This window comes from Aeromonas sp. 82P, from assembly GCF_051919365.1.
In the GTDB taxonomy this organism is placed as follows: domain Bacteria; phylum Pseudomonadota; class Gammaproteobacteria; order Enterobacterales; family Aeromonadaceae; genus Aeromonas; species Aeromonas veronii.
The window spans coordinates 3,650,415-3,672,482 of sequence record NZ_JBQBEV010000001.1 but is presented as its reverse complement, the minus strand read 5'-3'; the positions used below and the strand labels follow the sequence as shown (position 1 = coordinate 3,672,482).

20 protein-coding genes, 3 tRNA genes and 1 pseudogene are annotated in these 22,068 nt (G+C 60.4%); 8 read left to right on the top strand and 16 right to left on the bottom strand.

Going from position 1 to position 22,068, the window contains the following annotated elements; genetic code table 11:
• The first annotated feature begins 22 nt into the window (after nt 1–22).
• Complete coding sequence (locus ACTG2S_RS16695; protein ID WP_274161320.1) at nt 23–574, top strand: hemerythrin domain-containing protein; 552 nt, start codon at nt 23–25, stop codon at nt 572–574.
• A gap of 168 nt (nt 575–742) precedes the next feature.
• On the opposite strand, the gene ACTG2S_RS16690 is transcribed toward ACTG2S_RS16695, so the two are convergent.
• The 3 genes from ACTG2S_RS16690 to ACTG2S_RS16680 form a co-directional block, all read right to left on the bottom strand.
• Nucleotides 743–1,543, bottom strand: coding sequence for a helix-turn-helix transcriptional regulator (locus ACTG2S_RS16690; protein WP_274161319.1), 801 nt, complete (start codon nt 1,541–1,543; stop codon nt 743–745).
• 11 nt (nt 1,544–1,554) lie between these two features.
• Nucleotides 1,555–2,091 carry a YbhB/YbcL family Raf kinase inhibitor-like protein gene (locus tag ACTG2S_RS16685; RefSeq protein ID WP_069526371.1) on the bottom strand — a complete coding sequence of 179 codons (537 nt, stop codon included), beginning with the start codon at nt 2,089–2,091 and terminating at the stop codon, nt 1,555–1,557.
• A gap of 201 nt (nt 2,092–2,292) precedes the next feature.
• Nucleotides 2,293–3,549, bottom strand: coding sequence for an adenylosuccinate synthetase (locus ACTG2S_RS16680; protein ID WP_005334922.1), 1,257 nt, complete (start codon nt 3,547–3,549; stop codon nt 2,293–2,295).
• Nucleotides 3,550–3,720: 171 nt separating this feature from the next.
• Here ACTG2S_RS16680 and ACTG2S_RS16675 point away from each other — a divergent pair, with 171 nt between their 5' ends.
• Nucleotides 3,721–4,635 carry a LysR family transcriptional regulator gene (locus ACTG2S_RS16675; RefSeq protein ID WP_042658174.1) on the top strand — a complete coding sequence of 305 codons (915 nt, stop codon included), beginning with the start codon at nt 3,721–3,723 and terminating at the stop codon, nt 4,633–4,635.
• Between the two features lie 124 nt (nt 4,636–4,759).
• Here ACTG2S_RS16675 and ACTG2S_RS16670 read toward each other — a convergent pair whose 3' ends face one another.
• Together ACTG2S_RS16670 and ACTG2S_RS16665 are read right to left on the bottom strand one after the other, a co-directional pair.
• Nucleotides 4,760–6,124, bottom strand: coding sequence for a TAXI family TRAP transporter solute-binding subunit (locus ACTG2S_RS16670; RefSeq protein WP_279498602.1), 1,365 nt, complete (start codon nt 6,122–6,124; stop codon nt 4,760–4,762).
• An 80-nt stretch (nt 6,125–6,204) separates the two neighbouring features.
• A pseudogene (locus ACTG2S_RS16665) lies at nt 6,205–7,349 on the bottom strand (MalY/PatB family protein).
• 182 nt (nt 7,350–7,531) lie between these two features.
• Between ACTG2S_RS16665 and ACTG2S_RS16660 the strand changes: the two are divergent.
• Nucleotides 7,532–8,704, top strand: coding sequence for an MFS transporter (locus ACTG2S_RS16660; RefSeq protein WP_064335729.1), 1,173 nt, complete (start codon nt 7,532–7,534; stop codon nt 8,702–8,704).
• A gap of 34 nt (nt 8,705–8,738) precedes the next feature.
• Here ACTG2S_RS16660 and ACTG2S_RS16655 read toward each other — a convergent pair whose 3' ends face one another.
• On the bottom strand, nt 8,739–9,635 hold the full coding sequence (locus ACTG2S_RS16655) for a LysR family transcriptional regulator (RefSeq protein WP_274161316.1): 897 nt from the start codon (nt 9,633–9,635) through the stop codon (nt 8,739–8,741).
• A 127-nt stretch (nt 9,636–9,762) separates the two neighbouring features.
• Entirely contained in the window at nt 9,763–10,518 is a 756-nt protein-coding gene (locus ACTG2S_RS16650) for a YciK family oxidoreductase (protein ID WP_236325646.1), read from the bottom strand.
• Between the two features lie 222 nt (nt 10,519–10,740).
• On the opposite strand from ACTG2S_RS16650, the gene sohB reads away from it, so the two are divergent.
• Both sohB and ACTG2S_RS16640 read left to right on the top strand, forming a co-directional pair.
• Nucleotides 10,741–11,748: a protease SohB gene (gene sohB, locus ACTG2S_RS16645; RefSeq protein ID WP_005347779.1), complete on the top strand. Its 1,008-nt coding sequence runs from the start codon at nt 10,741–10,743 to the stop codon at nt 11,746–11,748.
• A gap of 200 nt (nt 11,749–11,948) precedes the next feature.
• Nucleotides 11,949–13,172: an MFS transporter gene (locus ACTG2S_RS16640; protein ID WP_274161315.1), complete on the top strand. Its 1,224-nt coding sequence runs from the start codon at nt 11,949–11,951 to the stop codon at nt 13,170–13,172.
• 36 nt (nt 13,173–13,208) lie between these two features.
• Here ACTG2S_RS16640 and ACTG2S_RS16635 read toward each other — a convergent pair whose 3' ends face one another.
• Complete coding sequence (locus tag ACTG2S_RS16635; RefSeq protein WP_005334901.1) at nt 13,209–13,562, bottom strand: DsrE/DsrF/TusD sulfur relay family protein; 354 nt, start codon at nt 13,560–13,562, stop codon at nt 13,209–13,211.
• Nucleotides 13,563–13,720: 158 nt separating this feature from the next.
• Between ACTG2S_RS16635 and ACTG2S_RS16630 the strand changes: the two genes are divergently transcribed.
• A complete protein-coding gene (locus tag ACTG2S_RS16630; RefSeq protein WP_005334898.1) occupies nt 13,721–14,113 on the top strand; it encodes a DUF1090 domain-containing protein in 393 nt (130 codons plus the stop codon).
• Between the two features lie 56 nt (nt 14,114–14,169).
• Here the strand turns inward: ACTG2S_RS16630 and ACTG2S_RS16625 are convergent, their stop codons facing one another.
• The 7 genes from ACTG2S_RS16625 to astB form a co-directional block, all read right to left on the bottom strand.
• Nucleotides 14,170–14,418, bottom strand: a complete 249-nt coding sequence (locus ACTG2S_RS16625) for a YfhL family 4Fe-4S dicluster ferredoxin (RefSeq protein ID WP_005334896.1) — start codon at nt 14,416–14,418, stop codon at nt 14,170–14,172.
• A 1-nt stretch (nt 14,419) separates the two neighbouring features.
• The gene (gene trhP, locus ACTG2S_RS16620) at nt 14,420–15,781 is read right to left on the bottom strand and encodes a prephenate-dependent tRNA uridine(34) hydroxylase TrhP (protein ID WP_227095057.1); all 1,362 of its coding nucleotides are present in this window, start codon (nt 15,779–15,781) and stop codon (nt 14,420–14,422) included.
• A gap of 277 nt (nt 15,782–16,058) precedes the next feature.
• On the bottom strand, nt 16,059–16,349 hold the full coding sequence (locus ACTG2S_RS16615) for a hypothetical protein (protein WP_201946211.1): 291 nt from the start codon (nt 16,347–16,349) through the stop codon (nt 16,059–16,061).
• A 142-nt stretch (nt 16,350–16,491) separates the two neighbouring features.
• A tRNA-Tyr gene (locus ACTG2S_RS16610) sits at nt 16,492–16,576 on the bottom strand.
• A 44-nt stretch (nt 16,577–16,620) separates the two neighbouring features.
• Nucleotides 16,621–16,705 (bottom strand) — tRNA-Tyr (locus tag ACTG2S_RS16605).
• 38 nt (nt 16,706–16,743) lie between these two features.
• A tRNA-Tyr gene (locus ACTG2S_RS16600) sits at nt 16,744–16,828 on the bottom strand.
• A gap of 249 nt (nt 16,829–17,077) precedes the next feature.
• Complete coding sequence (gene astB, locus ACTG2S_RS16595) at nt 17,078–18,415, bottom strand: N-succinylarginine dihydrolase (protein ID WP_274161314.1); 1,338 nt, start codon at nt 18,413–18,415, stop codon at nt 17,078–17,080.
• A gap of 355 nt (nt 18,416–18,770) precedes the next feature.
• Between astB and topA the strand changes: the two genes are divergently transcribed.
• Both topA and ACTG2S_RS16585 read left to right on the top strand, forming a co-directional pair.
• A complete protein-coding gene (gene topA, locus ACTG2S_RS16590; protein ID WP_129503509.1) occupies nt 18,771–21,392 on the top strand; it encodes a type I DNA topoisomerase in 2,622 nt (873 codons plus the stop codon).
• Nucleotides 21,393–21,500: 108 nt separating this feature from the next.
• Nucleotides 21,501–21,665 carry a hypothetical protein gene (locus tag ACTG2S_RS16585; protein WP_005334891.1) on the top strand — a complete coding sequence of 55 codons (165 nt, stop codon included), beginning with the start codon at nt 21,501–21,503 and terminating at the stop codon, nt 21,663–21,665.
• A 16-nt stretch (nt 21,666–21,681) separates the two neighbouring features.
• On the opposite strand, the gene ACTG2S_RS16580 is transcribed toward ACTG2S_RS16585, so the two are convergent.
• Nucleotides 21,682–22,038: an MGMT family protein gene (locus ACTG2S_RS16580; protein ID WP_194495967.1), complete on the bottom strand. Its 357-nt coding sequence runs from the start codon at nt 22,036–22,038 to the stop codon at nt 21,682–21,684.
• Nucleotides 22,039–22,068: the final 30 nt, after the last annotated feature.

The following is a 22,068-nucleotide window of genomic DNA, read 5'->3' as shown; positions in this document are numbered from 1 at the left end:
AATTCAGAGCCAAGGAGTGCCCATGTTATCCAGTCTGCACAAGGACCATCTCAACATCGCCCGACTTTTGGAGCTGCTCAAGCACAAGCTGGCAGCCATCCGTGTCGAAGAGCCCATCAGCTATTTTCTGGTGCGCGATGTCATCGACTACCTGCGGGAGGTCTCTGACAAGTACCACCATCCCAAGGAAGACCTCATCTATGACTACTACCTGAAATATCGGGTGGTGGAGGGTGAGGTCGCCAACCGCCTGCAGGAGGAGCACGTCAAGCTGCTGGAGGCCGGGGCCGATCTCAAGGAGATGGTGGAGATGATCCTGATGGATGCGGTGATCCCCCTCGATCAGTTCACCACCAAGCTGGAGCGCTTCGTGGAGCTGCAAGAGGCACACATGAACTACGAAGAGGGGGTGATCTTCCCCCATCTGCGTGACTCCCTGACCGAGGATGACTGGCGTCATCTGGAGCAAAACTGGCAGAACCGCGCCATTGGCGACCCCCTGTTCGGGGCTGAGGTAAGCCAGCACTTCCAGGCACTGGCTAAACGCCTCTCTCTGCCGCTCACGACCGGCTAAGACGAGCCCGTACCCGCAGCGTGGCAGGTATTGTGTGAGTGCAACTTGAGTGAAAATAGAAAGGCCTCCGGATGGAGGTCTTTTGCATGATGGATGTTGCCATCCATTGCGCAGCCCAAGGATATACAACTGCTGGCAGCAACTCTCTTCGGAAAAGTTACTTATCGACTATCTGGCGTGACTGAGCAGGGTGGATGGGCAGGTGTGCAGGTATTGGTGGGGCGTCAGGCCGAACTCCTGTTTGAAGCGGGCGGCAAAACGGCTGGGGGAGTCATAACCGCAGGCGAGGGCGACCTCCAGCGGGGTCAGGCCCTGCTGCAACAGGTTGAGGGCGTGGCTCATGCGTACCTGAGCCAGCAACTGGCGAAAGCTGCGACCTTCGGCGGCCAGCTTGCGCACCATGGAGGCGCGGCTCATGGAGAAGTGGGGGGCCACCGCCTCCAGGGTGTGGTCGATGCCGGGTTCCACCGCCAGGTATCGGGCCAGCCGCTCTGCGAGGGTCATGGTGCTGGCGGGAAAGAGCAACCCGAGGGCGTTGGCGGCCCGCAGCTCGGCATAGAAGCCGCGAAGCAGTTCGGCCTGGGTCGCCTCGCTCAGTCCCCGTTCGGCCATGGTGCTGATGAGCTCAAAGCAGAAGGCGAGCCCGGGGGTGACCTTGACGGCGGGTTCCTCCAGATCGGCGTGGGAAGGGGCTGACTCGGCCAGCCACTCCTGCGGTGGTGGAGTCAGCAGCGTGATGGCGTGGGAGCGAAATTTGCCCTGCTCCGGCTGATTGACGAAGGTGAGCTGGTGGCCTGCCGGGATCAGCAGCCAGTGCTCCCTGTCAAATGACAGACGCCGCTCGCGCCACCACAGTTGCTTGCTCCCCTGGGTGACCCAGATGAGGGTCGGGGCGTAGATGAGCACCCGGTGAAGGGGCTGCCGGCGGATCCCGAGATAGTGGCTCTGTTGCAGCAGGGGAGTGCTCATCCGGTTGGCTCCTAGGGGGTGACGAAGGTGGCGGTCAGGGTGGCTTTGCCGAGCGCCATGCTATTGAGCATGTAGCCTACCATAGCCGGCGGGGTATCGGCCTTCACCTCGAGATCATGGGGCAGTGCCCAGGCGGTGAACTGATAGCGGTGCATGCCGTGACCTGCGGGTGGGCAGGGGCCGCCGTAACCCTGGCTGCCAAAGTCGGTGCGGATCTCCAATCCCTGCTTGAGCTTGCCGGAGGCATTGCTGGCCAGCTCGCTCTGGGTGGCAGGCAGGTTCACCACCAGCCAGTGCCACCAACCGCTGCCGGTAGGGGCATCGGGGTCATAGGCGGTGATGGCAACACTCTTGGTGCCTGCTGGCAGATCCTGCCAGCTAAGTTGGGGCGAGTGGTTGTCGCCGCTGCAGCCAAAGCCGTTGAAGCTGAACTGTTTGGCCATCAACTGGCCTTCGTGAATGTCCGTGCTCTTCAGGGTCATGGCAAAGGCTGGCATGGCCGTCAGGCAGAGCAGTGGCAACAGGGCACTCTGTTTGAGCAATTTCATCGGGTGACTCCTCGTGTGGTAACGGGTTCACTTTAGCGAGGGTGGTGCAGGATGTTGTTGCAGAACGACTCAATGTGCTGTCGATTAGTGAGTTAATTGAGCCTTTTAGTTGTTTTTATGGCGAGAGGGTAAATCGCAGCCATAAAAAAACCGGCATCATGGATGCCGGTTCTTCACTGTGCTGACAGCTGATCGTGCGGATTAACGCAGGATCATCTCGTCACGGCCCGGGCCGACGGAAACCATCGGAACCGGTACGCCGAGCAGCTCTTCGATACGCAGCACGTACTGCTGGGCCGCTTTGGGCAGCTCTTCGAAGGTGCGGCAGCCGGTGATGTCTTCGCTCCAGCTTTCCATCTGCTCGTAAACCGGCTTCAGGGCAGCGGTTTGCGGCCAAATCGGGTTCTCGGTGTGGGCACCTTCGTAAGCCACGCAGATCTTCAGATCCGGCAGACCGGTCAGGCAGTCCAGCTTGGTCAGGGCCACTTCGGTGGCGGCTTGCAGCTCGACACCGTTCTTGGTGGCGACGGCATCGAAGTAGCCGACATCACGGGGACGGCCAGTGGTAGCGCCGAACTCGTTGGTGATCTTGCGGAACTCGTCCTGGTTCTCCATGGCGGTCAGCAGGGTGCCGGTACCGACAGAGGAGCTGAATGCCTTGGCCACAGCGATGACGCGCTCCGGGCGCAGACCCGGCAGACCGCCACCGATACCGGCGTAGGCGCCGGATACGTGGGAGGAGGTCACCCAGGGGTATTCGCCGTAGATCAGGTCACGGCCAGCGCCCAGCTGCGCTTCGAACAGCAGGGTCTTGCCTTCGGCCTGCAGCGCTTTGAGCGGCATGCTGACGTTGCAGACGGCGTCGATCCACGGGGCAGAGACTTCCAGCAGCCAGTCGGCCATCTCCTGGGCAGTCTGGGTGAATTCGAAGGAGGGGTAGATAGCCTTCATCTGCGGCAGTTTCCAGTCCAGCATGAACTGGATGCGCTCGACCAGCACGTCCGGCTGTTTCAGCCAGCCAACCAGGATCGCTTTCTTCATCACGCGATCGCCGTAGGCAGGAGCGATACCCTGACGGGTGGAGCCATAGGCGCCATCACCCAGACGTTGCTCTTCCAGGGTATCTTCCAGTGCGTGCAGCGGCAGGCAGAGGGTAGCGCGGTCAGAGATGGCCAGCTTCGGAGTCACGCCGGAGGCTTTGACTTCGTCGAGCTCGACGGTCAGTTTCTCGGGGCTGATCACCATGCCCGGGCCGAGGACAACCAGGCAATCCGGGTTGAATACGCCACTCGGAACCTGGTGCAGCTTGAAGGTGCCAAGGTCGTTGACCACGGTGTGGCCAGCGTTGTTGCCGCCCTGGAAGCGAATGCTGGCGCCAGCTTGACCTGCCAGATAATCCACGATGCGGCCTTTGCCTTCATCACCCCAGTTAGCACCTACGACTACGATAGACGACATGACTCTTTCTCCTAAGACGTTAGGCGTCCATCCTAGGAGTCTGATGCGGATTAGAAAAATTAATTATCTTTATAATTCCGATAAGAGAACCATATAATTATGGCCAATTAAGCGGCAAACCGTCCGATTTTTGCCTGGCAAGCCCCGCACCTCGCGGGTTGAGGGACTCTTATGCTGGATATTCACTGGCTGCAAACCTTTGTCACCCTGGCCCGATTGCAACATTTTGGCCAGACCGCCACCGAGCTGCACATGACCCAGCCCAATGTCAGCCTGCATATCAAGCGGCTGGAGCAGGCGACCCGGGTGCGGCTGATCGAGCGCAGCCCGTTTCGCCTGACTCAGGCGGGAGAGCGGCTATTGCAAAGCGCCGAGCGCACCATTGCCGAGTTGCAGCTCTGCCAGTCCGATCTCAATGCCCTCAACCAGCTCAGTCAGGGGACGCTGGCCATCGCCGCCAGCGACATCATCTCCCGCCTGCTGCTGATCCAGCCGTTCCAGCGCTTCAAGCGGGAGTTTCCCGGCATCGACCTCACCTTGTTCAACACCACTTCGGATCAGGCCGCCGAGCTGGTCAAGGCGGGCAAGGCGGATCTGGGTTTTGTCATGGCGCAAAAGCGCAGCGAACCGCTCTTCTATACCGAGCTGCAACAGGTGACCTGGTGCGCGCTGGGCCACGGCCTTGCCCGCTGGCAGGCGCGGGCGGTGGCGGGGGAGAGCGACCCCCTCGACGAGCCGACCCTGATCCTGCTCGGTCACGACACCCGTACCCGGGCGCTGATCGACCCGTCCCTGCCGCTGTTGGCCTTGCCCCCCTGCCGCATCATGGAGGTGGGCAGCGTGGACGCCCAGCTGGATTGGGCCGAGGCGGGCTTTGGTGTCGCCATCGTGCCGGACTTCTCCCTGCATCCGCGCCTCAACCTCACCGCGCCGGTCACCAGCCTCGGCGATTTTCCCGGGACCAGTCTGGGTTATGTGGTGCGTCAGAATCAGGTGTTATCAAGGGCTATCAAGCAGTTGCTGCACTGGGTGGAGGAGGAGATCCAGAAGCCCAATCCCTATCTGACCCGGGTGATAGAGCCGTAGCGGGGCGGCAAGGTGAGCAGGCCTATCGGGGTGACTGTGCCGCCATCAATTGCGTCACTATCGAACGCGCGTAAACAATCAGGGCAGCCGAAGCTGCCCTGATGTATTTGTTGGCGCTGACCATTCAGGGTTGCAGCGGTGTGGCTGCGCTGGTGGCAGGGGAGGGTGACATGTCGGCCTTATCCTGCGGTGGGGTTTCGTCAGCAACCGCGCTGCTGGCAGGCTGGGTTGCCTGCTCTTGCTGCGCAGTGGCCGCAGAGGCGCTTTGTGGCAACTGAGTCGACACGGCAGCCGATGGTGATGGAACAGTTGACGCTGCTGTCGAAGGGGCCACGCTCTGACCCCCAGTGGTCGGCGTAGCAGTGAGCTCGGGGGTGACCTCGAGCGCCTCTTCGGGTAAGGGATTAACCTCTGTGGCTTCTGTCGCCACTGCGGCACTCACCTGCTCTGCCGTTGGTGCCGCCTCCGAGGCCGATGGCGCTGATGTTAACGGCTCCGGCGTCAGCTGTTCCGCGGTTAACTGCTCGGGGGTCAGTGACAAGGGAGCTGGTGGTTGATCCGACATCCCCGCATGGAGGGGCAGCTCGGTTTGCGCCTGCAACTGCTCGGGGGTCACCTTGCTCAGGGCAGGATGCAGCCGACTGAACTGTTTGACCCGGGCCAGCAGGGTATCGCGCACGGTACGGACGATGGGGTCCGGCAGGCTGGCCAGCGCCACCAGTTCGGCACTCATCCCGATGTTGTTGATGGCGGTGGTCTGTCCCGGATAGAGGTTGGCGGCGATGCGGCTGCGCTGGTAGTAGGGGTGTAGCTTGAGTAGCCTGTCGATCTGCTCCCCTTCGATGGGGATGAGGCGCACCTTGCAGCGGCTGATCAGATCGCCGACCGCCAGACTGGGGTGACCGGCAACCACAAAAGCGGCATCCAGCGAGTCATCGCACAGCCCTTCCAGCGGTTCGCTGTCCGACTTGAGTTGATAGGCAGCAAACTGCCCGGGTTGCCATCCCATGGCTGCCATCAGGGCCTGGCTGGTGATCTGCTCACCGGCGCCGTTGTTGCCCGGATAGACCCGTTTCCCTTCGATATCTGCCAGGGTGGTGATGCCGCTATTGGGGGCGGCCAGCAGGGTCAGCGACTCCTGATAGAGGCGAAACAGGCTGCGCAGCTCATTGTTGGCCCCCTGCCCGCTGAAGGGGCCGGTGCCGTGCAGGGCGTGGTGCAACACATCGGATTGCACCAGCGCCAGCTGTACGTCCCCCTTGTCGAGTGCCTTGAGGTTGGCCATCGAGCCACGGGTGCTCTGCACGGTGCAGCTGTCCCCATGCAGGGCATGGCCGGCATTGAGCACCCGGCAGATGGCGCCACCGGTCGGGTAGTAGACCCCATTGAGCGGGCCCGTTCCGATAGTCAGCGCCTGGCTGCCAAAGGGGAGCAGCGCAGAGAGTGCACAGAGGGGAAGCAGAAGGTGATGCAAGATCCGTAGAGACATAATTGACCGTTGACTGAGTTGACCGCTGGCTGATGACACAGGGTAAAAGGGATGGGGCTTGCCATCCCGTTGCTGGCTGATCAGGGCTTGTTGTGGTTGAGGATTGCCCGCTCCATCCGCGCCAGCGCGTCGGTCAGTAGTGCCCTGGTGCAGCCGAAGTTGAGCCGCACGAACTGACCGTCGCCAAACTGGGCGCCGGGGGAGAGACCAACGCCGGCCTGCTCGAAGAAGGCGATGGGATCGGCAAGGCCAAGGGCGCTCACATCGATCCAGGCCAGATACGTCGCCTGATGGTTGGCCAGCTTGACGCCGGGCCAGCGGGCAACCGCCTGCTGGATCAGGGCCAGATTGGCTGCCAGATAGTCGAGTTGCTCGGTCAGCCACTGTTCGCCACCCTCATAGGCCGCTTCGGCGGCGATAAAGCCCAGCAGGTTGACGTCAGCGCTGATGCCGCGCATCGCCTGCTGTAGCCTGAAGCGCAGACGGGCGTTGGGGATAATGGCGAAGGAGCAACAGAGACCGGCGATATTGAAGGTCTTGCTCGGGGCCATCATCACCGCGCAGCGCTCGGCCGCTTGCGCACTGATGGCGCCGTAGGGAATGTGGCGGGCGTTTTTATCCAGCAGCAGATCGCAGTGGATTTCATCGGAGCAGATCACCAGATTGTGGCGCGCGGCGATGGCATCGATGGCCAGCAGCTCGTCACGGGTGAAGATGGTGCCGCCCGGGTTGTGGGGGTTGCAGAGCAGAAGCAGATCTGCGGCGGGAGCCTGACGCTCCAGCTCTTCAAGATCCAGCACCCAGCGACCGGCTTCCTCAATCATCGGCACGGTGAGCAGGGGACGATCATTGAAGCCCGGCGCCTGCAGGAAGGGGTAGTAGACCGGCTTGGGGGTGATGATACCGCGGCCATGCTGGCTCCACGCCTTGCAGGCAAGGTTGAGCCCCGGCACCACGCCGGGCAGGAACACCAGCCATTCGGGCTCGATGGCCCAGCCATAGCGTGTCGCCATCCGTTCGATAATGAGTTCGATCAGGCGCGGCGAGGGGCGTGAATAGCCGAAAATGCCGTGGGCGACCCGTTTGGTCAACGCCTCAATCACGGACGGGGGGAGACAAAGTCGGTATCGGCAACCCACATGGGCAGCACATCCTGACCCTTGTACTTGTCCCATTTCAGGCTCATGGTGCCACTGCGGTCTACTTCCTGATCAAAATCAAACATGCGAACTCCTTGTGCTGGCAGGATGGGCTTTCACTCTACGGGGTCGCGGCCTCCCTCGCAAGGCGCACACCTGCTTATGCCATCCTTGAGCCCGCTCTTGATAGTGACATAAGATAGGCGCCGAATTTTCATACGGCTGCCGCTCGTTAGCCCGTATCGTCCCTCCAATCAGTGGTAACCCTATGAGCTTGTCGATAGCGGCGGTCAAACGCCCGGACCCCGTCTCTCTTTCGTTTCTTGCCGTGACCTTTATGACCGGCGTCGCGGTGGCATTGCAGGTGCCTACCTTAAGTCTGTTTCTGGCCGAGGAGGTGCAGGTGCGCCCCTTTCTGGTCGGGCTCTTCTATACCATCAATGCGGTGGTGGGCATTCTGGTCAGCCAATGGCTGGGCCACCGCTCCGATAACAAGGGGGATCGCAAGCGACTGATCCTGCGCTGCTGTTTTGCCGGGGTGGCGCTCTCCCTGCTGTTTGCCTGGAACCGCAACTACTGGCTGCTGGCGAGTCTGGGGGTGATGCTGGCGGCGCTGGCGGCCACAGCCAGCCCCCAGTTGTTTGCGCTGGCGCGGGAGTATTCTGACAGCCGCAACCGGCGGGCGGACATGTTCAGCTCGGTGATGCGGGCCCAGTTTTCGCTGGCCTGGGTCATAGGCCCGCCCATCGCCTTTGCGCTGGCCATCGGCTACGGTTTCGAGCTGATGTACCTGGCCTCGGCACTGGCCTATCTGCTCTGTGCCCTGGTGGTGTGGCGCTGGCTGCCCTCGCTGCCGTTGCCCAAGCTGGCCGAAGAGAGCGAGCGGGTCAGCAGCTGGCGGGATCCGGCGGTGCGGGCGCTCTTTATCGCCTCCACCCTGATGTGGACCTGCAACAGCATGTACCTCATCAATATGCCGCTCTACATCACCCGGGAACTGGGGATGGATGAGAAGCTTGCCGGTATCCTGATGGGCACGGCAGCGGCGCTGGAGATCCCCTTCATGCTGCTGGCGGGTTACTACACTGCTCGCTTTGGCAAGCGCCCCATGATGCTGCTGGCGGTACTGGCTGGCGCGGCCTTTTACACAGGTCTGGTGACCCTCACCGACCAATACGCCCTGATCGCCTTGCAGCTGTTCAACGCCATCTTCATCGGTATCGTGGCGGGGATCGGCATGTCTTACTTTCAGGATCTGATGCCGGGGCGAGCCGGGGTGGCGACCACCCTGTTTGCCAACAGTATCCGCACCGGCTCCATCATGGCAGGGGCCATTGCCGGTGTGGTGGCGGAGGTGTGGAGTTTCCACGGGGTCTTTATGGTTGCGCTGGGATTGGCACTGGTGGCACTGGCCGCCAGCTGGCGGGTGCCCAACGTCTGACAGGGGGGCTGGCTGTTAATTTGTCGTGTTGGGGCTAGGCGTGCGGAAGCGGCGCTGATTCGCCCTGATATTCGTTGCGCAGGCAGCGCAGCAGCAGCTCGGTCGCAGGACCGAGAGATTCGGGGGAGAGGGTCAGCAGATAGGTGTAGAGGTGGCGCTCGTTGCCGCTCTCCAGATTCAGCTGTATGAGTGACCCTTCCGCCAGCTCCCGCTCCACCAGATGGCGCGGCAGCCAGGCATAGCCGAGGCCGAGGCGCAGCATGGCGAGCACTTCGTGGTAGTGGGTCGCCTTCCAGCCGGTGTCATCCGCATCGTTCCAGTCCACCGAGCGGTGAATGGGGGGATGAAGGCTGATCTGGTTGTAGCTGGTCAGCACGTCGCTGCGGATGGGCCCCTCCTCCTGTGCCAGCGGATGGTTGGCGGCGCAGAGGGGCAGCAGGCACACCTCGTCCAGCAGCAGGCCGGTGCGATCGCCGGGCAGGTGCTCGGAGAGCATCAGATCCCCCGGTTGCAGGGCGTTGAAGTGGCAGTGAATGCGTTCGTGCAGGTTGACCCGGCAACTCCGGCTGCGGGGATAGAAGCTGGCCAGCGCCCGATAGAGGCGATCCCTTGGCTGCAGCGCCGAAACATAGAGGTTGATCTGCGGCTCCCACTGCCGCTCCAGGTTGTTGGCCAGATTCTCCAGCTCTTCTACTTGCTGGCTCAACTGACGGGCCCGCTTGAGGAAGATCTCGCCCGCCGGGGTCAGCACCGCCTTGCGGCCGCGCACCTCCAGCAAGGGCACCCCCAGACTCTGCTGCAACTTCGCAACCGCATGATTGAGGGAGGACTGGCTCTTGTTCAGCGCCTCGGCCGCCTGGGCGTAGCCGCCGCAGTCGACCACCGCCTGAAAGATCCGCCATTGCTCAAACGTGCTCTTGGGACGAAACATAGTTCAACCTGATTGGAGATAGGATGGTCAGTGGTTCGAACAGGGAGCCTGTGCCCCCTATTCAATTTAACCCCTGCCGCACAACACTCTGGGTATTTTATTGATTTATTTGGGCTGAGCCGCCTGTTTATTTTGGCTGAGCCACAAAGGTCTGGCCGGTTTTGCCGCGGCTGTCCGACCCCATCAGGTAGAGGTAGAGCGGCATCAGATCGGCCGGAGTCTTGAGGTTCATGGGATCTTCCGCCGGGAATGCGCTGGCGCGCATCTTGGTACGGGTACCGCCCGGGTTTAGGGTATTGACCCGCACACCGGTGTTCTCAAGCTCATCGGCCAGCACTTCCATCATCCCCTCGATGGCGAACTTGGAGATGGCATAGGTGCCCCAGTAGGCGCGCCCCTTGCGTCCCACGCTGGAGGAGGTGTAGACGATGGAGGAATCGCCCTGCGTCTTGGCGGTCTGGCGCAGCAGCGGCAGCAGCGCCTGGGTCAGCAGGAATTCCGATTTGACGTTGACCTGCATCACCTCGTCCCACTCCTTCTCCTGAATATGTTCAAACGGAGAGAGGGTGCCAAGCAGACCGGCGTTGAACAGCACGCCGTCGAGGCGGCCAAACTGCTGGGCGAAGGTTTCGGCCATGCCGCGGTAGTGGGCGGCGGTGGCCCCTTTCAGATCCACCGGCACGATGGCTGGCAGCGGATAACCGGCCGCTTCAATCTGGTCATACACGGCTTCGAGTTTGGCGCTGGTGCGGCCGAGCAGGATCACGGTGGCACCGTGAGCGGCGTAGGTGAGGGCGGCTTCGCGGCCGATCCCGTCGCCGGCACCGGTGACCAGAATGACTTTATCCTTGAGCAGATCGCGGGGTGCCTGATAATCGAGCATGACAACTCCTGTTAACAAATTCCGGCCATAAGTGCATGGCAATCGGCGCCAAGTGTACTGATCCGCGCGCCTGTTTGACCAGCCAGCGGCAAGAAAAATGTGAAGAAAATAGAGAGGTTGTGATGCTCGGGTTGGTTTTTCCGGGCTCTGGCTGCGATTTTTTGCGCGCATCCGCCAAACTCCCTAGAATGTGACGAAAACCGATCCATTGTGGAGTCCATCGTGACATTTCTGACCGAATATGGCCTGTTTCTGGCCAAGACAGTGACCTTCCTGCTTGCCATCGGCGCCATCATCCTGATGATCGTCAGCACTCGCCAGCCGAAAGCGCGCAAGGGTGAGCTGGTGGTGACCGATCTCTCGAGCGAGCTGGAGCAGGGGCAGTTTGCGCTCAAGAGCGCGCTGGCCAGCAAGGCCGAGCGCAAGGTGATGGAAAAGCAGCAGAAAGAGGAGCAGAAAAAGCGCGCCAAGGCCGGTGATGAGCGCAGCCGCCTGTTCGTGCTCGATTTCAACGGCAGCATGGATGCCAAAGAGGTGGCCTCCCTGCGCGAAGAGGTGAGCGCGGTGATTGGCGTCGCCCAGCCCGGCGACGAGGTGCTGCTGCGGCTCGAATCCGGTGGTGGCGTAGTGCATGGTTACGGCTTGGCCGCTTCCCAGCTGCAGCGGCTGCGCGATCGTGACATCAAGCTCACCGTGGCTATCGACAAGGTGGCGGCGAGCGGCGGCTACATGATGGCCTGCGTGGCGGACAAGATCCTGGCTGCCCCCTTTGCTATCGTCGGATCCATCGGGGTGATCGCCCAGATGCCGAACTTCAACAAGTTGTTGAAAAAGCATGACATCGAATTCGAGATGCACACCGCCGGTCAGTACAAGCGCACTATCACCATGTTCGGCGAGAACGACGATCTGGGGCGCGAGAAGTTTCGCGAGGAGCTGGCGGCGATCCACGAGCGCTTCAAGGCCTTTGTGGCCGAACACCGCCCGCAACTCGATATCGATCAGGTCACAACCGGTGAGCACTGGCTGGCGAGTCAGGCAAAGGGGCTGGGGTTGGTGGATACCCTCTGCACCAGCGATGACTATCTGCTGGCGCAGGCCAGCCACCACAAGGTGATCGGCATCAGCTATCGCAAGCCTAAAAGTCTGACCCAGAAGCTGGGACAGCAGGGCGCTCAGGCGCTGGAGGCGGGATTAGGGCGGCTGTGGCAGCAAAGCCCCTGGCGCTAAGCCTGGCCCTCTGGCGCTAGCCCGAGGGAAATCCCGTGATAAAAAGGCCAGCCGGACCACTCCGGCTGGCCTTTTTGCATCCGGTTGCACCTTGTTGGTGAGCGAGGGTTGTTTCCATTGAGGCCCTCTGTTACAACTGAATGCTTTCCCCGTTTATGACAGGATCTTGTGGTAAGAGCTGCGGGGCATGGAGCATAGAGATGTCATGGAGCACCTTCAGGCAATTTACCCCGCTGGTCTGGATCGTCATTCTGGGTACCTTCATGGTGCGTACCAGCTACTACATGGTGTGGCCCTTCCTCTCCATTCTGCTCTATCGGGAGTATGACCTTTCGGCCACCTTCATCGGCCTGTTGCTGGGTGGCTCGATGGCCCTCTCTACCCTAGTCAGTTTCTACGGCGGCTGGCTCTCTGATCGCTTCGGGCGGCGCAGCATACTGCTGGCCGGTTGTCTGGTGGCGATGGTTTGTTTCGCCCTGCTCGGTTTCTCCCATGCGGTGTTCTGGCTCGGGGTCGGGGTGATGGGCAGCGGTCTCTCGTCGGGGCTCATCGATGCCCCCGGCAAGGCGCTGATGGCCGACAGTCTGGCTTCGGCCAAGGCGCGGGAGTTGGCACTGCACCTGCGCTATTTTCTGCTCAACCTGGGAGCCGCGTTGGGGCCGCTGCTCGGGGTGACCCTCGGGATCAACGCCCAGCAGGAGACCTTCCTGTTTCTGGTGGTGAGCTATCTGCTGCTGGCGCTGGCCTTTGGCTGGGGATTTCGCCGGGCTGGCAGCACAGGCAAGCCGGGTGCTGCTGGCCCCGGACTGCGGGATGCCATCAAGGTGTTGCTGGCGGATCGCGCCTTCCTGCTGCTGGTGATGGCCAATCTCCTGATGGTGCTGGTCTACTCCCAGTTTCACTCGCCGCTGGTGCAATACCTGACCCGGGCTGGTATGCCGCAGGTGGCCGAGCTGGTTGCCCTGCTGGTGGCGACCAATGCCCTGACCGTGGTGCTGCTGCAGTTTCCGCTGCTGCGGTTGTTGTCACGCTGGCCGGTGCGGGTGCGGCTTCATATCGGCATGGCGCTCTTTCTGGCGGCCCAGCTGCTCTTCGCGCTGGGGGATCCGATGGTGCGCAGCCACTGGTTTGGCGCCGTGCTGCTGCTCAGCATCGGCGAGACCATCCTCTTCCCCCTGCTCAACGTGCTGATCGACCAGATGGCTCCTACCCACCTCAAGGGGAGCTACTTTGGTGCCAGCGCACTGGCCGGGTTGGGAGGGGCCGCAGGTGCCCTGCTGGGAGGCTGGATCCTCGAGCAGTGGAGCGGTCAGTGGCTCTATGTGCTGATGGCGATGCTTTGTGTGGCGATTTTTGCGCTTTATGAAGCAGGCGCCCGACATCATGGTCGGCGAAGTGCCCGGCAGGAGTCGGTGATAGGCTAACCGGGCTGACTTCGCCGCTGGCCAGCCCCTTATGGTTCAGAAGGTCAGCACCTTGTCGGCAGCCAGGGTCCATTGGGCCAGCATCGGCAGGGTGCCGACCTCAATGCCCTCGATCAGCGGCAGGGCGGTGATGCCACGGGCATCGGTGCAGGTCTTGCACAGGCGAATGGTGACGCCCTGGGCCAGCAGGATCTCCAGCATCTGGCGCAGGTTGTATCCCTCGGCCGGTGCCTGACCGGCCAGTGCTGCACTCACCGCATCGGACATCAGGAACAGCTTCAGGCTGGCACCACCCTGTTCGTTGAGGGCGATAGCGAGACGCAGGGCGTTGAACAGGGATTCGCTGCCATAGGGGGCACCGTTGGCAATGACCACAATTTGTTGATTCATAACAGACTCCCGATTGGAAAGAGCGCCATTGTAGAACCAACGGGGTGGCAATTGCGTGATGTTGCACAACTTCTGTCGCACCTTTTTCCCGCTTGCTTGACCCTGCTGCCGATCGAGGTTTTTATGGTCAGCTCGCAAACAAGACCGGATGAATCGAGATGTGGAAAGTATTGGGAGCCGGCTTGCTGCTGTTGGCGGGTCAGGCCTTTGGCAGTGAGGCGGTCGGTTGCAAGGCCCGTCTGCAGGCCGTCAACGACCAGCTGGTGTTTGCCAAAGCACACAACAATGCCGGGCAGATTGCCGGGCTCGAACAGGCAGCGCGCAATATCAAGGCCAACTGTACTGATGAAGGTCTGCTCAAGGAGCAGAAAGAGCGGGTTAACAAACTGCGCGGCGAGGTGGACGAGCGCCTGCTCGAGCTGCAGGAGGCGAGAGTCAGTGGCAAACCGGAGAAGATTGCCAAGCGGCAGGCCAGGCTGGAGGAGTCCCAGACCCGGATGCTGGAGGCCCAGCGTGAGCTGGACAAACTGATCAGGCTGGTCGGCAAGTGATGGCCAGCCGCTGCACGCAGGATCAAAAAAGGCCGATTAGTCGGCCTTTTTTCGTTTTACTGCCTGTGCATCCGCACAAACTTCTCCATCAGCTGATCTTCGGTCTCCACGTGGGCGGGATCCCAGATGATGCAGTCGATAGGGCAGACACTGATGCAGGTCGGCTTCTCATAGTGACCGACGCACTCGGTGCAGCGACTGGGGTCGATCTCGTAGATCTCCTCACCCAGGCTGATAGCCTGGTTGGGGCACTCGGGATCGCACATGTCACAGTTGATACACTTGTCGGTGATGAGCAGTGCCATTTCAGGCGGCCGAGTGGGGCTGACGAGTATCCTCGCGCTCGCCCAGATTGCGCAGCAGGATGCCGTAGTTCACATCCAGATCTTTCGGGACCGGCACATAGACCACGTGACCGTTGCCCGGCGCGGTATCGATAAGCTCGCCCTTGCGGTTCTCCATCTGCTCCAGATTGAAACGGACGTTGCCCTGCGGGGTCATCAGCTCCAGGTTGTTGCCCACCAGGAACTTGTTCTTCACCTCGACCTCGACCATGTCACCTTTGCGACCGGTGATCTCGCCGACAAACTGCTGGGTGTCGGAGACGGAGTAGCCGTAGTCGTAGTTCTGGTATTCGCTGTGGTTGTGACGGCGCAGGAAGCCCTCGGTATAGCCGCGGTGGGCCAGATTTTCGAGGGTGCCCATCAGGCTGCGGTCGAACGGACGACCCGCCACCGCATCGTCGATGGCCTTGCGGTAAACCTGAGCGGTGCGGGCGCAGTAATAGAAGGACTTGGTGCGCCCTTCGATTTTCAGCGAGTGCACGCCCATCTTGGTCAGTCGCTCGACGTGTTCGACGGCACGCAAGTCCTTGGAGTTCATGATGTAGGTGCCGTGCTCGTCCTCGAATGCGCTCATGTACTCGCCCGGGCGGTTGGACTCTTCCAGCAGCACCAGCGCATCGGTCGGTTTGCCAAGGCCCAGGGTGTTGTCCGGACGCACTGCGATGGGCTCCTGACGGTGGACGATCTGGCCCACGTCATCTTCTTTACCCTCGTGCACTTTATACTCCCAGCGGCAGGAGTTGGTGCAGGTGCCCTGGTTGGGGTCACGCTTGTTGATATAGCCGGAGAGCAGGCAGCGGCCGGAGTAGGCCATGCACAGCGCGCCGTGAACGAACACTTCCAGCTCCATCTCTGGTACCTGCATGCGGATCTCTTCGATTTCGTCCAGCGACAGCTCGCGGGAGAGGATGGCGCGGGTCAGGCCCATTTGATGCCAGAACTTCACCGTGGCCCAGTTGACCGCGTTGGCCTGCACCGAGAGGTGAATGGGCATATCCGGGAAGGCTTCACGCATCATCATGATAAGACCGGGGTCGGACATGATCAGCGCATCGGGCTTCATCTCCACCACGGGACGCATATCGCGGATAAAGGTCTTGAGCTTGGAGTTGTGGGGTTGGATGTTGGCCACCACATAGAACTGCTTGCCCAGCGCATGGGCTTCGTTGATGCCCAGCTGCAGGTTTTCGTGATCGAATTCGTTGTTACGCACCCGCAGGCTGTAGCGGGGCTGACCGGCATAGACGGCATCTGCGCCATAGGCATAGGCGTAACGCATGTTCTTGAGGGAACCTGCGGGGGAGAGCAATTCTGGTTTAAACATGGCGGACTCTTTATATCTGATTGCAAATCAGGACGATGCCACCTGATGGCATCGTAGTGGTTGAGTTGCGGTGCAAGAAGCTCTCCGAGAGGAGGCTCAATGCAGCACGACCCGATGACGGCATATCCGGGCCTATCTACAGAAGATACGCCGGATATTCGGGGTGCGATATTGTACTCGCCCCCACGTCATCATGCAATTTGGCAGGAATATCCTGTGAATGGAAAATCAGCTTTTGGGGAATCTTTGATGGTGGGTTAGCGATAGTTGCTGATGCTCAATTATCCAGTGCGAGTTGAAAAGCGGGGAACTGTTCGCTCATAAAATTGCGGGGGCTGTGCCCATTGCCTGCGGTGGCCAGCCATTCCCAATCCAGTCTTGGCGAACCCGCTTTGAAGCGTTGATAGGCAATGCCCTGATGAATGGTCAGAAAGAGGGTCGTGGGGAGTCCCAGCTTGTTGCTGTAGCGCACCATCAGATCGCCCTGATAGTCGTTGCTGATTCTGACTTTGAGCGCCTGCAGTGTCAGACCGGTGGCGTGACCATGCTCGTCCCAGACTTCAAACATGATATGAACACTCTGATGTTGATGATGCCACGATGAGCAAGATGGGATGCAATTGCAACTGTCAGATCTGACAAGGCCGAAAAAGTGTGAGGAGAATGGCAGAAAGCGAAAACCCGGCGCGAGGCCGGGTTTTCTTGAATGATGGTGGAGGGAGAAGGATTCGAACCTTCGAAGGCAGAGCCGTCAGATTTACAGTCTGATCCCTTTGGCCGCTCGGGAACCCCTCCACAGGGGCAAAGCAAATTGTATTCAGCCATTGCAATCAGGGAAATGGTGGAGGGAGAAGGATTCGAACCTTCGAAGGCAGAGCCGTCAGATTTACAGTCTGATCCCTTTGGCCGCTCGGGAACCCCTCCACGGGGTATTTCCTGATTGTCACTACTTTGCACTTGAATGGTGGAGGGAGAAGGATTCGAACCTTCGAAGGCAGAGCCGTCAGATTTACAGTCTGATCCCTTTGGCCGCTCGGGAACCCCTCCCCAAGTGCGAGGCGAATACTATCAGATCCAGAGGCTTTGTGAACCCCTTGATGAGGCATCTGGCAGTAAAAAATGACTGTTCGTCGATTTTTTGATACATCCAGCTCAAAATTCAAGCTTATCAGCAAGTTGTGCGCTGCTTTTCTGCACAAAACAGCATCTGTGCAATTTGGCGATCGCGCTGAAGAGCTGAAGAGAAGGCAGATAGCAGAAGACCGCCAGCGTTGGCGGTCTTGCCGGGCATCACATCTAGCGCTGGAACGGGTAGACCGAACCCAGTTTCAGGATCTGGGTCAGTTCGTCCAGTGCGCTGCGGGACTCCTGCACCAGTGCCGGATCCCGCAGGTCATCGAGGGTCAGGCGGTCGCGGTAGTGGCGATCGACCCAGCCATCGAGGCGGGCAAACTGGCTGTCGTTGATGAGGCAGGCCGGATTGACCGCAGCGAGTTCCTGATCGTTCATGGCAACCCGCAGTCGCAGGCAGGCCGGGCCGCCGCCATTGCGCATGCTCTGTTTCACATCCATATAGTGGACCGCCTTGATCGGGTTCTCCTGCGTCAGCAGTTTGCCAAGATAGGCAGAGACAGCCGGATTGTCGCGGCACTCGGTGGGGGCGATGATGGCCATCTCGCCGCTCGGCAGGGTGAGGATCTGGGTGTTGAACAGGTAGGATTTCACCGCATCCAGCACGGATACCTCGGCGGTCGGCACTTCGATAAAGTGCAAATCCCCCTCGCCAAACTTGCCGCTGATCTCGGTCAGTACCGCTTCGGTGTTGAGGAATGCTTGCTGGTGGAAGAAGAGCACGTTCTGGTTGCCCACCGCGATCACGTCGTTGTGGAATACTCCCTGATCGATCACCTCCGGATTTTGCTGAATAAACACCACGCTCTCCTCGCCAAGGCCATGCAGGCGGGCGATGGCCTGGCTTGCCTCCAGGGTCTGGCGGGCCGGATAGCGCTTCGGCGCCGGGCGGGAGTAGTCAAAGGCGCTGCGGCCATAGACAAACAGCTCGACCCCCGCCTCGCCATAGGCGCGGCAGAGGCGGGTGTGGTTGGCCGCCCCCTCGTCGCCGAAGTGGTCATTTTCCGGTAGATGGAGGTGGTGGCTGAAGTGGCGATCGTTGTTGAACACGGCGCGCAGGATACGGCCAGTGACGTCGGGCTCCAGAGAGCGGTGAAACTTGTTGGTCAGGTTGGCGGGGGTGAAGTGAATGCGGCCATCCTGGGTATCGGCACTGGGAGAGACGGTGGCGGCGTTGGCAGTCCACATGCTGGAGGCCGAATAGCAGGCAGCCAGTACGGCGGGAGCCTGCTTGGCGGCCTGCTCCAGCACCCGGGCATCGTTGCCGGTGAAGCCGAGGCGGCGCAGGGTGGCGAGATCGGGACGCTCTTGTGGCGCCAGTACCCCCTGGGTCATGCCAAGCTCGGTCAGCGCCTTCATCTTGCGCAGCCCCTGTTTGGCGGCCTCTTTCGGATTGGAAGCCTCCTGGGCATTGCTCTGGGAGGCAACGTTGCCGTAGGAGAGGCCGGCATAGTTATGAGTCGGGCCGACCAGACCGTCGAAATTGACCTCGAAGTGCTTCATTGAGTACATCCTTTCGATTTTTATGATGGGTAGCGGTTCCTTCCGCGCACAATGCGTCGGGGTTGGGCCATTATAAAGAGATTTTATGTTTTTGTAACAAGCCGGTAACCAGCAGACGTTTTTATGTCGTTTCAGATATAAAAAGAGGGGCGGTATGGCAGAAAATTGAAAAAGCGGTTGCGTCCGGCCTGTTGCCTTCGCATTAATAAATAAAGAAGCAATAAAAGAAGCCGTGTGGTTCGGGCTGGTCAGGCAAATTTGCTCACAAGATTGCTTTTTCGCGCCAAATCTCTTATACAGCCCCACAAAACCGCACACCAACCCCGTCGGGTGCAATGAGGATAATAGTTACAGCATGGGCAAATCACTGGTCATAGTGGAGTCTCCGGCCAAGGCCAAGACGATCAACAAATATCTGGGCAAGGACTACGTGGTGAAATCCAGCGTGGGTCATGTTCGCGATCTGCCCACCAGCGGCAGCGCCAGCACCGAGCCCAAGAAACCTGTCATTCGCGGCATCAAGTTGAGCGAATCCGAGAAGGCTGCCAAGGATCGCAAGGCCCTGTTTGCCCGGATGGGTATCAATCCGACCGCTGGCTGGCAGGCTAACTACCAGATTTTGCCCGGCAAGGAGAAGGTGGTCAGCGAGTTGCAGAGTCTGGCTGAGAAGGCAGACACCATCTATCTCGCAACCGACTTGGATAGAGAAGGGGAAGCGATCGCTTGGCACCTGCGCGAGATCATCGGTGGCGACGACAGCCGCTACAAGCGCGTGGTGTTCAACGAGATCACCAAGAGCGCCATCAAGGAGGCGTTTGCCCAGCCGTCCGAACTCAATATTGACCGCGTCAATGCCCAGCAGGCCCGTCGTTTCCTCGACCGCGTGGTGGGTTACATGGTTTCCCCGCTGCTCTGGAAAAAGCTGGCTCGCGGTCTCTCCGCCGGTCGGGTACAGTCTGTTGCGGTGCGTCTTATCGTCGATAAAGAGCGCGAAATCAAGGCGTTCGTACCGGTCGAGTTCTGGGATCTCAATGCCGACCTGCTGACCGGTGACAAGAGCGATCTGCGGATGGAAGTGGTCAGCCGCAACGGGGCCGACTTCAAGCCGGTGACCCAGGCAGAGACCTTTGCCGCTGTCGCTGCCCTGGAAGGGGTCGACTACAAGGTGGTGAACCGGGAAGACAAGCCGACCGGCTCCAAACCGTCCGCGCCGTTTATCACCTCCACCCTGCAGCAGGCGGCCTCTACCCGTCTGAGCTTCGGGGTCAAGAAGACCATGATGATGGCCCAGCGTCTCTATGAAGCGGGTTACATCACCTATATGCGTACCGACTCTACCAACCTCAGCAAAGAGGCGGTTGAGGCGGTGCGTGAATATATCGGCGAGCAGTATGGCGCGGCCTATCTGCCAGCCGAGCCGAATCTGTATGGTGCCAAGGCCAATGCCCAGGAAGCGCACGAGGCGATCCGTCCCTCCAACGTACAGGTGACTGCCGAGATGCTGGAAGGGATGGAGCCGGATGCCATGCGTCTGTACGATCTCATCTGGCGTCAGTTCGTTGCTTGCCAGATGACCCCGGCTCAATACGACTCCTCCACCCTGACCGTCAAGGCGGGTGAGTTCGAGCTCAAGGCCCGTGGTCGTACCCTGCGCTTCGCCGGTTGGACCAAGGCTCTGCCACCTATGGGTCGCAAGGGTGAAGATAGTCAGCTGCCGGCGGTGACCGTTGGCGAGGTGCTGAAACTGGTCAAGCTGGATCCGCGCCAGCACTTCACCAAGCCGCCTGCCCGTTTCACTGAAGCTGCGCTGGTGCGCGAGCTGGAAAAACGCGGCATCGGCCGTCCGTCTACCTACGCCTCTATCATCTCCACCATCGTTGATCGCGGTTATGTGCGGGTCGAAAGCCGCCGTTTCTTCGCCGAGAAGATGGGTGAGATCGTCACCGATCGTTTGGTGGAGAACTTCGTTGAGCTGATGAACTACGAGTTCACCGCCAAGATGGAAGACAAGCTCGATGGCATCGCCGAAGGGAGCCTGGAGTGGAAGAAGGTGCTGGACGCCTTCTACGCCGAGTTTACCCAGGAGCTGGAGAAGGCCGACAAGGCGCCCGAAGAGGGCGGCATGCGTGCCAACCAGATGGTGATGACCGACATCGACTGCCCGGATTGTGGCCGCAAGATGGGGATTCGTACTGCCACCACCGGCGTGTTCCTCGGCTGCTCCGGCTATGCCTTGCCGCCGAAAGAGCGCTGCAAGAAGACCATCAACCTGGTCTCTGCCGACGAGTTTGTCTCCGCCACTGACGGTGAAGAGGCGGAAACCGAAGCACTGCGCGCCAAGCACCGCTGCGGCGTCTGTGGTACAGCGATGGATGCCTATATCATCGACGACAGCCGCAAGCTGCACGTCTGTGGTCGCAACCCGGATTGCGATGGCTACGAGATCGAGAAGGGCCAGTTCAAGCTCAAGGGCTACGAAGGGCCGAGCATCGAGTGCGACCGTTGCGGAGCCGAGATGCAGCTCAAGAACGGCCGTTTCGGCAAGTACATGGGCTGCACCAACGAGACCTGCAAGAACACCCGCAAGATCCTGAAAAACGGCGATATCGCGCCGCCGAAGGAGGATCCGGTGCCGCTGCCGGAGCTCAAGTGCACCCAGTCAGATGCTCACTTTGTGCTGCGTGACGGGGCTGCCGGTCTGTTCCTGGCAGCCAGCAACTTCCCCAAATCGCGCGAGACCCGCGCGCCGCTGGTGGAAGAGCTCAAGCGCTTCAAGGATCGCATCTCCGCCAAGCACAAGTATCTGGCTGGTGCCCCGCTCACTGATCCGGACGGCAACCCCGCCATCGTGCGCTTCAGTCGCAAGACCAAGGAGCAGTACGTGATGAGCGAGGTCAACGGCAAGGCGACCGGTTGGACCGCTCACTACGACAACGGTACCTGGCAAGAGAGTTTGCCAAAGGCTAAAAAAGCCTGATGAAAAGAGGCCCCGACAAGGGGCCTCTTTGCTTATGGATAGCGGTATACTGAGACAGCTGCAAGGAGTGCAGCTGTCGTCAATCGCGAAGTAGACAAGGAGGTTGAGATGGAGATTAACGAGATCCGGCCAGGCATGAGCTGCATGACCCGTGAAGGGGCGGCCTATGTGCTGGAGGTTGACCGGCAGAGCCTGTTGGTGCTGCTGCAGCGCGCGGATGAGACCATACCGGTGCAGGTGCGCAGCGACGAGATCCTGGCGCCGCTGGAGTGATCCGGCTGTGATCCCCTCAAAACGGCAGTAGAAAAAGCAGCTCGGCCAGATCGGGCTGCCATTGCCACTCCTTCATTCTGACCCGTCCACCGATCACCACGACCCCCTCCTGCTGCAGGCGTCCCGTCTGTTCGGCAAAGCCTGGCGATACTTTCGGTAACGAGATGGTGCCCGCGGCGCCCAGTACCCGATGCCACGGCAGTACCTTGTCGGTTTCCCGCAGCACCTTGCCCACCAGTCTTGCCCGTCCGGGCAACCCCGCCAGATCGGCCACCTGACCGTAACTGACCACCCGGCCTGCCGGGATCAGGGCGATGATCGCTTCGATACGGGCTGTTTTGTTCAATGGGGATGGACTTGGTTCAATGCTCATAGACCCGATTCGTCAAAAACAACAGAAGCG